Origin of the sequence: Magnetospirillum molischianum DSM 120, from assembly GCF_000294655.1 — a bacterium.
Lineage (GTDB): Bacteria > Pseudomonadota > Alphaproteobacteria > Rhodospirillales > Magnetospirillaceae > Phaeospirillum > Phaeospirillum molischianum.
This window is the reverse complement of the sequence record NZ_CAHP01000011.1, coordinates 40175-52095: the sequence shown is the minus strand read 5'-3', so window position 1 is coordinate 52095 and position 11921 is coordinate 40175. Positions and strand designations below refer to the sequence as shown.

Here is an 11921-nt window from a genome sequence, read left to right as displayed (position 1 = left end):
CGGCAGCAGCGGAATGAGTCCTTCCGATCCGCACGATGCGATGAAAGCTTTTGAGGCGAAGGCCACCAGCCTGATCGCCGCAACTCGCTCTTTGGATATTCCCCGTATTCTGTTGCTGCGCCGCTTAACTCTGGCCGACGAGGAATCAAGAAAGTGGGCGAGCGAAAAGCAGCTTAACGTTGTTTTTTCTGTGGTGCTGGCCAAGGCGGCAGAGCGGTTAGGTCTGCCCGTCTTGAAGGCTCTGCGTGAGCAGGGGCTGACCGCACTGCTTCCCAACGATACGACCGGGCGGGCCGAGGATCTCCGCGTCCTCTCCGAGGTTGTTACTCAATTGCTGGGGCCGCCGGAAATGAGCGAGGCGGAAGCCGTTCGTTCTGCATTCCGCGCTCTGATCGCCCGCGACTTCGCTCCTTCGCCTGAACGGATTGCTCGGACCCAGACCCCGTTGCGTGAGCCGCCGCCGCTGTTCGCGGCCCAATTAGGCCCCGCCACTGAACGTCGGGTGGCTCGGGTGCTGGCCGTTCCCGTGACCGGCGAGCCTGATCCAGCCTCGGTTCCCGACTTTGATTTCGGTGCCCTGTTCGACGAAACCCTGTGCACCTATGCGCAGAAGACGTTGAGCATGTTCCGCATCGCCGGCCCATCGCATGGGGTCCGGTTGCCCTTTCTGCTCGCGCCCGAATTCGGTCAGGCTTATCGCGAGGTGCTGCAACGCTTCGTTCTGCCGCAGATGCGCGCGACCCGCCATATTCAGACCCTGGCCCAAAGCACCAACTGGGCCGAGGCCGGGCCCGGCCGTCTGACCGAGATTATCCAAGGTAGCGAGGTTAATAATCCGATTCTGCACAATTGGGATTCGCGGTGGGCTTCGTTCCGTGCGGGAAAATCGGCGAAGGGACGTAAGACGACACTGAAGCCCAATGACAATCCGTGGCCTCTGCTGCGCGAGGAAGCGACCCGCTGCAACTTCCTGCCGCCCGGCGAGGATGATCTCGTTCTGCTGAAGGACGTGATTCGCTTCGAAGCCGACGCGATGGCCAAATGCTGGCGCGAGTTGGGGCAGCTTTACACGCAGGAATTCGTTCCCTCTGGCCGCCCGGATCAGGGACGGGAAGGCTCCTTACGTGACGGTATCATTAAGTGGGTCGCCAAACTGCCCGATCATGTCGGCGAGCATCTGGCGATCAAGGCGATGTTCGAGTTCGAGAGGATCGATGCGGCTTGGCTGCGCAAGTTGTTGGTAAGCTTTGGTCGCACTGATTCCGAGCGCCGCCGCGTTGTCCCCTATCTGACCGATTTCCTCGCCCAGCTTTAGGCTATAGCCATCGGGGGATGAAGGGACCGCTCCCGAGAGGGGAAGAAGACGCGCAAAAAGACCTGCGGCTTCCACGTCGCGCCGGTCTTCGCGCCTCATCAACCGGATTGGGGGTCCGGACGGGAGCGGCCTTGCACACAGCCTTAACTCCCGCCGGTTCACCGGTCATTGAAAAAGCATAATCAACCCGCGTCTATTCAGCAGCGAGTGCCTCTCGACGCGCTTCGATCACTTTGTCGGCAACCCGTCCGGTCAGTTCCTGAAGATGATCGAACGTCCAGGCGAAGGTTCCGACCCCCATCGTCAGCGACCGTAATTCGACGATCAAATCGTCCATTTCGGCCTGCGGCAAATAGGCGTTGACGGTATCCCAGCCGGGCCAGCCTTCCCTGGCATCGAAACCAAGGATTTGGCCGCGCCGTCCCGAAACGATCCGCTGCGCCTTGGCGGTGTAATCGCTGGGGACCGAGAGTTCGACCAGCAAGACGGGTTCGAGCAGGATTGGCTCGCATTGCGGCATGCCCTCGGCCATTCCAATCCGGGCGGCAGTTTTAAACGCCATGTCCGAACTATCGACGGCGTGATAGCTGCCCTGGGTCAAGGTGACCGAAAGATCGACGACCGGGAAGCCCAGTGCTCCCTGCGACAGGGATTCCGTGACTCCCTGTTCCACCGCCGGAATGAAGTGGCGCGGAACGACGCCGCCCACCACCGTCTCGCGGAACTGGAACCCGGAGCCGCGGGGCAGGGGGGTGATGTCGAGATAGACGTCGCCGAACTGGCCGTGACCGCCTGACTGTTTCTTGTGCCGTCCATGCACCGAGGTGGCCTTGCGGATCGTCTCCTTATAAGGAACGGTCGGCTTGCGGGTGATCACCTGCATATTGAACCGGCTTTTCAGCCGGTCGATCGCGACGAGGAGGTGGATCTCGCCCTGTCCGCGCAGGACCAGTTCGCCGAATTCGCTGTGATCAAGCACCAGCGAGGGGTCTTCCTCACACAGTTTGGCCAGAACGCCGGTCAGCTTGACGTCATCGCCTTTCTTCTCGGCGGCGACGGCCAGCGCGAATAGCGGCGATAGCGGCTTTGTCCACGGCAAGGCGGCCGAGCTATCGACGCACAGCACCCCGCCGGTTGGAATCGAATCAAGACGGCCGAACGCAGCGACATCGCCGGTGCCGACGCGGGCGGCCTTGGCCGGTCCGGTCGCGGTGGGGAGGTAAAGGCCGGAAATACGGCTGTCGCCGACGGTTTGGTTATCGGCGAATTCGCCGCGCCAGACCCGGCCATAACTCAGCTTTCCGGTATGCTGGGCATGGACCGACTTGAAAATCTGGGCCATCGGCGGGCCATCGGCGGCAATGCCAAGGCGGCTGGCGGTGGTGGCGGGACCGGGAACGTCGTGACGCAAAGCCTTGAGCAGGCGACGGATGCCGCTGTTGTTTTCGGCCGAGCCGAAAAATACCGGGACGATCAGGTTATCGGCCAGATCGCGTGACAGATCCTGATATAACTCGTTGGGCGGGGGCTGGATGTCTTCCAGCAATTCTTCCATCAGGCGGTCATCGAAATCGGCCAGATGTTCCAGTAATTCCTGCCGCGCCTTGGATTCCTCGCTCTGGATTTCATCGGGGATGCGGATCAGGTCCGACGGTTGGCCGGGTCGATAGCGGTACGCCCGCTCGGACACCAGATCGATATAGCCGGTGACGGTCTCGCCCTCGCGGATCGGCACCTCGCGCAGCACCAGCGGACGGTCCGAGACCGCCTGAAGGGCTTCCAGGGTCTCGGTCAGCCGGGTTCCGGCGGTATCGACCTTGTTAATGAACAGTAGATGCGGAATCTTGTTTTCATTCAAGAACTTCAGCATCGGTGCCACCATCACCGCGCGGGCGGGATCAGGCTCGCAGACCACCACGGCGGCATCGATTACGGCCAGCGCGTTCAGAGAATCCTGCTTGAATTCAACCGAGCCGGGGCAATCGATGAAGGTCCAGGTTTCGTCCAGATATTGGGCGGTGGCGATGTTGGGTTCGACGCTCATCTGGCGCGAACGAGCCTCCGGACTGGAATCGCCGACAGTCGATCCATCGCGTGTCCGGCCCTTGCGGGCGATGGTGCCACAGGTAAACAACAGGGATTCAAGCAAACTGGTTTTGCCGCTGGCGTAAGGGCCGACCAAAGCGGCCGCCCGCGGCAAGGATGGGGTTCGTGAGGTCATGGTCCCTCCTGGGGAACTCAAGGTTCAGCGCGGCGCTCTTTGTCCCCTTCGCCGCGTGGCGGCGCCCCCCGCCGCTCAAGAATAACCATTTCAGCAGATGGGGCCGCAGGCAACCGGAAACACGCGAGCCAGCTTGATTGCCAGGTATGACGGGTTTGCCTGAAAAACAGGCTGTCCTGCCCAAGTATCGAGCAGGATTTGCAGCCTGGACCCGCAGATTCGCACGCTTTTCCGGGTGGCCGAAGTGGCACGAGCCGTGCTAAATGATTGGCTCATTCAACGTGGGCTCGTCACTCGTTCAACGCGGGCCCTACGCCATTTCTTCCATAGACGGCGGGTACATGAAGAAGATCGAAGCGATCATAAAGCCCTTCAAACTCGATGAAGTGAAGGAAGCCCTTCACGAAGTCGGGCTTCAGGGCCTTACCGTGACCGAGGCCAAGGGTTTCGGCCGGCAGAAAGGGCATACCGAGCTGTATCGCGGCGCCGAGTACGTGGTGGACTTCCTGCCCAAGGTCAAGATCGAGCTGGTGATCGACGAGTCCCTGGTGGAGCGCGCCGTCGAGGCGATCCAGCAGGCTGCTCATACCGGCCGGATCGGCGATGGCAAGATCTTCATCTCCACGGTCGAGGAAGCGATCCGCATCCGCACCGGCGAACGCGGTAGCGACGCAATCTAAAAAGGGGGGTGGCGGCTCCATTTCGTGATTAACGGCACGGGCCGCCGCACACGTTTTTTGAGCACATCCGTCTTTTTGAATCCAACTGTCAGGAAAGTGGCTATGTCCGACGACGTCCAGAAGGTCCTCGAACTGATCAAGGAAAATGACGTCAAGTACGTCGATTTCCGTTTTACCGATCCCCGCGGCAAGTGGCAGCACACCGCCCAGCACGTTTCCACCGTCGATGCCGACATGCTGAACGAAGGCATCATGTTCGACGGGTCGTCGATCGCTGGCTGGAAGAGCATCAACGAATCCGACATGATTCTGATGCCGGACCCCTCGTCGGCCGTGCTGGACCCGTTTGCCGCCCAGGCGCAGTTGATCATCAACTGTGATATTGTCGAGCCGGCGACCGGCCAGCTCTATGACCGCGATCCGCGCTCCATCGCGAAGCGTGCCGAAGCCTATGTCAAGTCGTCCGGCGTGGGCGATGCGACCTATTTCGGCCCCGAGGCCGAATTCTTCATCTTCGATGACGTCAAGTATTCCGTCGGGATGAACAAGGGCTATTACGAGCTGTTGTCGGAAGACGGCGTTGAATCGCAGGGCAAGGATTTCCCCGAAGGCAACCTGGGCCACCGTCCGGGCGTCAAGGGCGGTTATTTCCCGGTTCCGCCGGTGGATGGCCATGTTGACATCCGCGCCGAGATGCTGACCGTCATGGGCGAAATGGGCCTGCCGATCGAGAAGCATCACCACGAAGTGGCCTCGTCGCAGCACGAACTGGGCATCAAGTTCGGCGGTCTGGTGCAGGCTGCTGACTGGATCCAGATCTACAAGTACGTCGTCCACAACGTCGCCGCGTCCTATGGCAAGACCGCGACCTTCATGCCGAAGCCGATCTATGGCGATAACGGCTCGGGCATGCACGTTCACCAGTCGATCTGGAAGGCTGGCAAGCCGCTGTTCGCTGGCACCGGCTATGCCGACCTGTCGGAAACCGCCCTGTACTATATCGGCGGTATCATCAAGCATGCCAAGGCGATCAACGCCTTCACCAACCCGCTGACCAACAGCTACAAGCGCCTGATCCCCGGCTTCGAGGCTCCGGTTCTGCTGGCCTATTCGTCGCGTAACCGCTCGGCTTCGTGCCGCATTCCCTATTCGGCTTCGCCGAAGGGCAAGCGCGTCGAAATCCGCTTCCCCGATCCGGGTGCCAATCCGTACCTCGCCTTCGCGGCGATGCTGATGGCCGGTCTGGACGGTATCGCCAACAAGATCCACCCCGGCGATCCGATGGATAAGAACCTGTACGATCTGCCGCCGGCTGAATTGGCACAGGTTCCGACCGTGTGCGGTTCGCTGCGCGAAGCTCTGGAGAGCCTGCGGGCCGACCATGACTTCCTCGTCAAGGGTGACGTGTTCTCGAAGGACTTCATCGAGAGCTACATCGACCTGAAGTACGAAGAGGTCTATCGCTTCGAACACACCCCGCATCCGGTCGAGTTCCAGATGTATTACTCGGTTTAATCCGAGGACTGGTTCCCGAACGCTCCACCGGCCCAGATAAGGGCTGGTGGAGCTGTTCAGTGAACCAGTCAAAAAACCCCCGTCAGGAAACTGGCGGGGGTTTTTCTTTGTCCGAAGCCAGGAGACGAGGGTGTTTCGGAGCGGCGCGTTTACGCTATGGCAACGGCTTTCCATATCGAAATTTTGCGTGGTGATGGGGCATCATCCAGCAGCTTTGGGATGAATGTGTCTGTAAGGGTGGTTTTTATTTATTCAGAATTTTTATTTTAAAGGTAGATCCATCCATTTTTCGTTTTTGTCTTCCTATATCAATTCTCTGGGAGAATGATCGTGAAGAAATATGCTGTCGGCAAGTTCAAGGGGTCGATGGTCGCGCTGGTTACTCCGTTCAAGGATGGACGGATTGACGAAGCTGCGTTCATCTCATTGTGCGAGCGGCAGATCCGTTGTGGCAGCGCGGCTTTGGTTCCGTGTGGGACAACGGGGGAGGCTTCGACTCTGACCCATCAGGAACAAAGCCGTCTGATCGAGTTGTCCGTGTGGGCGGCGCGGGGGCGGGTGCCGGTCATTGCCGGAGCCGGGTCGAATTGCACCGTGACCACGATCGGTATGGTTGCCGAAGCAAAACGACTGGGGGCCGACGCGGTTCTGTGCATCGTTCCTTATTATAATCGTCCGTCGCAGGAAGGGCTGTACCAGCATTTTCTGTCGGTTCAGTCCGAGTCGAACCTTCCTGTTATTCTCTACGACGTTCCCAAGCGTACCGGGGTTGCCCTGGAACTGGAGACGATCGTTCGGCTATCGGAATTGCCCAATATTATCGGCATCAAGGATGCTTCTGGCGATTTGGCCCGTGCCGCCAGAATGCGTCATTACGTGGCGCCTGAATTCTTGAGATTGTGTGGCGACGATGCTCTGGTTCCGTCATTCTTGACCTTGGGGAGCCAGGGGGCGATCTCGGTCACTGCGAATGTCGTTCCGGCACTTTGTGCTGCCTTGCATCGTGCCTGGGTAACCTACGATACGGCGAAGTTGCAGCGGATTTCGAGCGATCTCGATCCGTTGAACAAGGCGCTGTTCCTCGAATCCAATCCCGTTCCGGTCAAATGGCTCCTGTCCCGTCTTGGATTGATCCAAGGAGAGCTTCGTCTGCCTTTGGTTTCGCTGAACGAGCGGTTTCATGCCCAGATTCTTGACTCGATCAAGCCGATTCTGCCCGCCGAGGCCGAGGCGATGATCTCTGTCGATCTAAGCCGCAGCATTGCGGCGGAATGATCCTATGCCCGTAATACATCATAGCCCATTGCGGATGGACGCGATCCAAGCGTGGTGTCCGCGCTGTTACCGCGAGACCGAGCAGACGGTGGAATGGGTCGAGGGGGGCGCAACGTCCACTCATTGGTGCAACCGCTGTCTGTCTCCTCGCGAGGTGTCGGTTCAGGTCGTGCGAAAGCCCGCCCCGTCTCCCGTTGCGCTCGCGCCCCGTGCCGTTTCCCCGCTGTGGAACGGGGTTGGGATCATCACGCCACACTGCATCATTTCCAATCTCGGCGCGGGATCGAAGACGGGGGCGCTGTCGCTTCTTGCCAAGCAGGCCGCCGCCCTTAGCGGGCACGATCAAAAGGAAATTTATCGTGTCCTGGAGGCACGGGAACGGCTGGGATCAACCGGCGTAGGAAACGGCGTTGCTATTCCGCATGCGCGCATTGCGGGGCTTCATCATCCCTATATCGTCTTTGCCCGCACGGTCCATCCCATTCATTTCGATTCCGTTGACGAGCAACCCGTCGATCTGATGTTCCTGCTTTTGTCCCCGGAACGGGACCCGGCGCTTCATCTCAAGGCTCTTAGCAGGATCTCGCGTTTATTGCATGATCACGACCTGTGCCAGAAGCTGCGTCAGACGGAGAGTCGCGATGGCCTGTGCGGGCTGTTGATCGACGCCTTTTCCGCCTGACGCATGCCGGACGTCGCGATGACTAGGCGAAGCGGGTGAAGTCGGGTGGACGCTTGGCGAAGAAGGCGTCCACCGCTTCACGCAGTTCTGGAGAGCGCAGCCTGCGCATGAACATTTCCGCTTCCTCGACGATACGGGTATCGACCTCTTCCCTCGGTGATTTCAGCAGGGCTTTGACCTGACGCAACGCCTCGGGAGCCTTGGCGGCGAGGCGGGCGGACAGAGCCACCGCTTCGGGCAGAAGGGTATCGGGTTCCACGACTTGGGCGACCAGACCGATGTCGCGGGCGGTCTCGGCGTCGAAGGTGTCGCCAAGCATTAGAAGCGCAGCGGCACGATGGTAGCCGACAAGGCGGGGCAGCAAAAGCGAGCTTCCCGCTTCGGGGACCAGACCGAGATTGATAAAAGGAAAGGCGAACTGAGCCCCGCGCGCCGCAATCACCACATCACAATGCAGGAGCATGGTCGCGCCGACCCCGATTGCCGGTCCGTCAACCGCTGCAACTAAAACTTTGCTGGCCGCAGCCAAGGTTCGGATGAAGCGGAACGCGGGGTGATCGGGACCATCGGGCGGATTTTCCAGAAAATCGCGCAGATCATTTCCGGCGGTGAAAACGCCGCCATTACCCTGAAAGAGAACGACACGCACCGCCGGATTGGCTTCGGCGGATTCGAGTGCGGTGGCAAGTTCGGCATACATCGCGACTGTGATCGCGTTGCGCTTATCCGGTCGGTCGAAGCCGACGATCATGGTCGCGCCATCGTGCCGGATGGTAATTCCCGTCATGTTTGGTCCTTCCCCGTTATCTGTTGTTTTTTGATTTTTTATTACGTGCGGAGTCGCCGAGTCTGCCGCTAAAAAAATAGATGACGCGACAGCAAGCTCCTCTTCCAGGCATTCCATGATGGAATGCACCAGAAGAGAGTACGTTTGAACTCATGGTGCGATCAAGCGTTCGGAGTCAGGAATTCTCCGGTTTGCACGGCCGCCCGCTCAATGCTCGTCGAAGCAATGTGCGCCGGATCAAACAAAAATGGTTTAGTCCCAGGATGCCGTAACCGGACGCCGCATGAGTCTGCGGACAAGCAGGGATAGCCCCCCGCACAGCACAAAATACATCGCCGCCGTGAACAGAAAGATCGTCGTGGGATAAAGCTGGGTTCTGTTGTTGACCTGACTGGCCACCATCGTCAGTTCTGGCACATTGACGATGAACGCCAGCGACGTGTCCTTAATCAGGGATGCGAACAGGCTGACATAGGACGGGACCAGATTGATCAGGGCTTGGGGGAGCAGCACCCAGACCAGAGTCTGGATTTCGGAAAGCCCGGTGGACAAAGCGGCCTCACGCTGTCCGCCCGACAACGCCTGTAATCCCGACAGGGTGCTGTACATCACCGCCGCCGAGGTGAACCAAGCTAGGGCCAGAATGACCGACACCGTGCCGGGAATGTTGCCGCCAAACAGGGCCGGAACCAGGAAATAGACCCAGAAAATAACGAAAATCAGGGGGATGCCCCGTATCAGATCGGCCCAAAGAAAAAGCACTCGCCGAACCGGCCCGGTCGAGAACCACGCCAAGATCGCCAGGGCGATCCCGACACAAAGGGCAAGCACGCCCGAAGCCAGGGCGATCACCACGCTGAGAAGCAGCCCTCCCAGTTCTCCCTGGGCCAGACGCCCCCACAGCAGATAGTCGATATTGCGCCAGATGATGTCGAGTTCAGGCGGCATTTCCGGCTCCTGTCTCGTTCCGTCCATCCCGCCGTTTGGGAGCGAATGCCAGCATAAGCCGCCCCATCGCCAGCCCAAGCAGAAGGTACAGGCTGGTTCCGACGGCGAACGCCTCGATTGCATGCGAATTATAGCTTTCGATCTGGCGCACTTGATAGGTGATCTCGGCCAGACCAATTGCCGTCGCCAGCGAGGAGAGCTTCATCAAATTCAGGTATTGCCCAACGACCGACTGAAAGGAATTGGTCAGGGCTTGGGGGAGCAGGATAAAGCGAAGGCTGGCCCAATGGCCGAAGCCCTGGCTTTGTGCCGCTTCACTCTGGCCTTTGGGAAGAGCAAGCAACCCGGCGCGAATTTCCTCGGCGATGAACACCGCCGAAAATATTCCCAATCCCCAGGTCGAGGCGATGAATTCCGGGCTGACCAGCGGGATGTTGCCGGGAAAGGTGGCCCAGGAATGTTCGGCGTTGATCCAGTCGCGAATGCCGGTCGGCAACAATCCGAATGCGGCGAAATACCAGAACATCATCTGGACTAGAAAGGGGGTGTTGCGGAACAGTTCGATGAGTCCGGCCGCGCCCACCCTGGCCGCACGGCTTTCCGATATCCGCAGGCCGAGCAGGATTACTGCCAGCAGGCTTGCGACCAGACTAGCGGCGATCGTGACGACAATTGTGGTGAGAAAGCCGGTCAGCAGCCAGTGCAGAGGTGCCCCGCTTAGGACACCCGCGAAATCGACGCTAAATCCCATCAATCCCCCGTCGTGTGCAAAGGAGACAGCAATTGACGCAAAAAGCGCTGGGCACGGGGATGACGGGTCGCGAGAAAGAACTGCTCGGGCGGGGCATCTTCAAGGATTACGCCGCCATCGATGAAGATAACGCGGTCGGCGATCTCACGCGCGAATCCCATCTCGTGGGTCACCACCAGCATCGTTATTCCGGTTTCGGCCAGTTGCCGGATCACGGTGAGGACTTCACCGATCATTTCCGGGTCAAGCGCCGAGGTTGGTTCATCGAACAGCAGAATCTTGGGCTGCATCGCCAGGGCGCGGGCGATGGCCACTCGCTGCTGCTGTCCGCCCGACAATTGTGACGGATAGCTGGCTTCCTTGTCGCTCAGGCCGACTCGCTTCAGTAACTCGCGGGCTCGGGACAGGGCTTCCTCCGCCGATAGTCCAAGAACCTTGCGTGGGGCCAAGGCGATGTTTTCGGCGGCGGTCAGATGGCCGTACAGATTGAATTGTTGAAAGACGAATCCGATGCCGGTGCGCAACCTCTGGAGAGCGGCCCCCCGATAGGATGCCGTGCTGTGCCCGTCGATCAGAATATCGCCCGATGTCAGGCTTTCCAGTCGGTTGACCAAACGGATCAGCGTCGATTTGCCCGAGCCGGATGGGCCACAGACAACGACGACCTCGCCTTGTGCGACCGACAGATCGATCCCCCGGATAACGGGCGTCGTTCCATAGGATTTCGTGACGGATCGGAATTCGATTACCGGGGAGAAACTGTCTGTCATCAACGGACCGATTTGAAGCCAGGAACGGACGAAAAAGGCGCTCCCCCGCCGATGTGGCGGGGGAGCTGTTACCAAGGGTAACGGGGATCGAACCGTTCCCTCAAGAAAGATGTCACGGAGCGCCGATTTTGAAGTTCCGAGCACCAGGAGCCTTGCTCTTCGCCCCGAACCATTGCTCGAAGATCTTCTCGGCCTGGCCGTTGTTTTCGAGATCGGACAGGATCGTGTTGACCTCGGTCAGCAACGCTTTTTCGTCCTTCTTGATTGCGACGCCGATCAACTCACGGCTCAACAATTCAGGCAGGATCTTGTATTTGCTCTTGTCCGGCGCTTCGGCCAGCAGACCGGCCAGGATCTCGGCGTCCTGGGTGATCGCCTGGACACTGCCGTTGCGCAAGGCGGCAAACGCCAGTGGGATGTCGTCATAGGACAGCACCCGCGCCTCGGGGAAACGCGCCTTGGCCGCCTGCTCGCCCGTCGTGCCCTTGACCGCGCCGATGCGTGCCTTGGCGTAGTCTTCCAGTTTGCCCGGCGCGTCGGTCGTGACCAGGAATTGCTGGCCCGTCACGAAATAGGGCGTGCTGAACGCGACCACCTTGCCTCGCTCGGGGGTGATGGTGAGGTCGGCGACAATCAGATCGGCCTTGCCCGACTGAAGAACGGGAATTCGGTTGGCGGGGTTGGTCGGCACCAGTTCCAGCTTTACGCCGATCTTTTCGGCGAATGCCTTGGCGAAGTCGATGTCATAGCCTTCGAGAGCGTGAGTCTTCTCGTCAACGAATCCGAATGGCGGGTTGCTGTCGAAAACGGCGACGCGCAAAACCCCCGCTTTGCGAATGTCGCCAAGCTGGTCGGCCTGAGCTGCGCCGGAGACGAAGAGAAAGGCGGCGGCAATGATGTGAGGTATCTTGCGAAACATCGTATTCCCCCGGTTTGGAGAGCATGCGCGGGGAGGGCGATCCGTCCCCGCGTCGCCT

Annotated in this window: 11 protein-coding genes; 5 read left to right on the top strand and 6 right to left on the bottom strand. The window is 59.6% G+C overall.

Annotation, left to right across the window (positions count from 1 at the left end):
- Positions 1-13 precede the first annotated feature (13 nt).
- Positions 14-1315 carry a hypothetical protein gene (locus PHAMO_RS03135; RefSeq protein ID WP_002726361.1) on the top strand — a complete coding sequence of 434 codons (1302 nt, stop codon included), beginning with the start codon at positions 14-16 and terminating at the stop codon, positions 1313-1315.
- A 193-nt stretch (positions 1316-1508) separates the two neighbouring features.
- Here PHAMO_RS03135 and PHAMO_RS03130 read toward each other — a convergent pair whose 3' ends face one another.
- Positions 1509-3536 (bottom strand): elongation factor G, encoded by a 2028-nt coding sequence (locus PHAMO_RS03130; protein WP_002726359.1) that lies wholly within the window; start codon positions 3534-3536, stop codon positions 1509-1511.
- Positions 3537-3877: 341 nt separating this feature from the next.
- Here PHAMO_RS03130 and PHAMO_RS03125 point away from each other — a divergent pair, with 341 nt between their 5' ends.
- The 4 genes from PHAMO_RS03125 (at position 3878) to PHAMO_RS03110 (ending at position 7688) form a co-directional block, all read left to right on the top strand.
- Positions 3878-4216, top strand: a complete 339-nt coding sequence (locus PHAMO_RS03125) for a P-II family nitrogen regulator (RefSeq protein WP_002726357.1) — start codon at positions 3878-3880, stop codon at positions 4214-4216.
- Between the two features lie 102 nt (positions 4217-4318).
- On the top strand, positions 4319-5731 hold the full coding sequence (gene glnA, locus PHAMO_RS03120; protein ID WP_002726355.1) for a type I glutamate--ammonia ligase: 1413 nt from the start codon (positions 4319-4321) through the stop codon (positions 5729-5731).
- A gap of 330 nt (positions 5732-6061) precedes the next feature.
- Positions 6062-7006, top strand: a complete 945-nt coding sequence (gene dapA / locus PHAMO_RS03115; RefSeq protein WP_002726353.1) for a 4-hydroxy-tetrahydrodipicolinate synthase — start codon at positions 6062-6064, stop codon at positions 7004-7006.
- A gap of 4 nt (positions 7007-7010) precedes the next feature.
- Positions 7011-7688, top strand: a complete 678-nt coding sequence (locus PHAMO_RS03110) for a PTS sugar transporter subunit IIA (RefSeq protein ID WP_002726351.1) — start codon at positions 7011-7013, stop codon at positions 7686-7688.
- Between the two features lie 22 nt (positions 7689-7710).
- Here PHAMO_RS03110 and PHAMO_RS03105 read toward each other — a convergent pair whose 3' ends face one another.
- The 5 genes from PHAMO_RS03105 to PHAMO_RS03085 form a co-directional block, all read right to left on the bottom strand.
- The gene (locus tag PHAMO_RS03105; RefSeq protein ID WP_002726349.1) at positions 7711-8475 is read right to left on the bottom strand and encodes an enoyl-CoA hydratase; all 765 of its coding nucleotides are present in this window, start codon (positions 8473-8475) and stop codon (positions 7711-7713) included.
- Positions 8476-8727: 252 nt separating this feature from the next.
- Positions 8728-9423 (bottom strand): amino acid ABC transporter permease, encoded by a 696-nt coding sequence (locus PHAMO_RS03100; RefSeq protein WP_002726347.1) that lies wholly within the window; start codon positions 9421-9423, stop codon positions 8728-8730.
- Positions 9413-10174 carry an amino acid ABC transporter permease gene (locus tag PHAMO_RS19915; RefSeq protein ID WP_002726345.1) on the bottom strand — a complete coding sequence of 254 codons (762 nt, stop codon included), beginning with the start codon at positions 10172-10174 and terminating at the stop codon, positions 9413-9415. Before PHAMO_RS19915 ends, PHAMO_RS03100 begins: the two co-directional genes overlap by 11 nt.
- Complete coding sequence (locus tag PHAMO_RS03090; RefSeq protein ID WP_002726343.1) at positions 10174-10944, bottom strand: amino acid ABC transporter ATP-binding protein; 771 nt, start codon at positions 10942-10944, stop codon at positions 10174-10176. Before PHAMO_RS03090 ends, PHAMO_RS19915 begins: the two co-directional genes overlap by 1 nt.
- Before the next feature lie 112 nt (positions 10945-11056).
- The gene (locus PHAMO_RS03085; RefSeq protein ID WP_002726341.1) at positions 11057-11863 is read right to left on the bottom strand and encodes an ABC transporter substrate-binding protein; all 807 of its coding nucleotides are present in this window, start codon (positions 11861-11863) and stop codon (positions 11057-11059) included.
- Positions 11864-11921 lie beyond the last annotated feature (58 nt).

What these genes read in the sequence shown, in the direction of transcription:
- PHAMO_RS03135 (WP_002726361.1), top strand. Translation starts at nt 14, where the DNA reads ATGAGTCCTTCCGATCCGCACGATGCGATGAAAGCTTTTGAGGCGAAG.
- PHAMO_RS03130 (WP_002726359.1), bottom strand. Translation starts at nt 3,536, where the DNA reads ATGACCTCACGAACCCCATCCTTGCCGCGGGCGGCCGCTTTGGTCGGC.
- PHAMO_RS03125 (WP_002726357.1), top strand. Translation starts at nt 3,878, where the DNA reads ATGAAGAAGATCGAAGCGATCATAAAGCCCTTCAAACTCGATGAAGTG.
- glnA (WP_002726355.1), top strand. Translation starts at nt 4,319, where the DNA reads ATGTCCGACGACGTCCAGAAGGTCCTCGAACTGATCAAGGAAAATGAC.
- PHAMO_RS03110 (WP_002726351.1), top strand. Translation starts at nt 7,011, where the DNA reads ATGCCCGTAATACATCATAGCCCATTGCGGATGGACGCGATCCAAGCG.
- PHAMO_RS03105 (WP_002726349.1), bottom strand. Translation starts at nt 8,475, where the DNA reads ATGACGGGAATTACCATCCGGCACGATGGCGCGACCATGATCGTCGGC.
- PHAMO_RS03100 (WP_002726347.1), bottom strand. Translation starts at nt 9,423, where the DNA reads ATGCCGCCTGAACTCGACATCATCTGGCGCAATATCGACTATCTGCTG.
- PHAMO_RS19915 (WP_002726345.1), bottom strand. Translation starts at nt 10,174, where the DNA reads ATGGGATTTAGCGTCGATTTCGCGGGTGTCCTAAGCGGGGCACCTCTG.
- PHAMO_RS03090 (WP_002726343.1), bottom strand. Translation starts at nt 10,944, where the DNA reads ATGACAGACAGTTTCTCCCCGGTAATCGAATTCCGATCCGTCACGAAA.
- PHAMO_RS03085 (WP_002726341.1), bottom strand. Translation starts at nt 11,863, where the DNA reads ATGTTTCGCAAGATACCTCACATCATTGCCGCCGCCTTTCTCTTCGTC.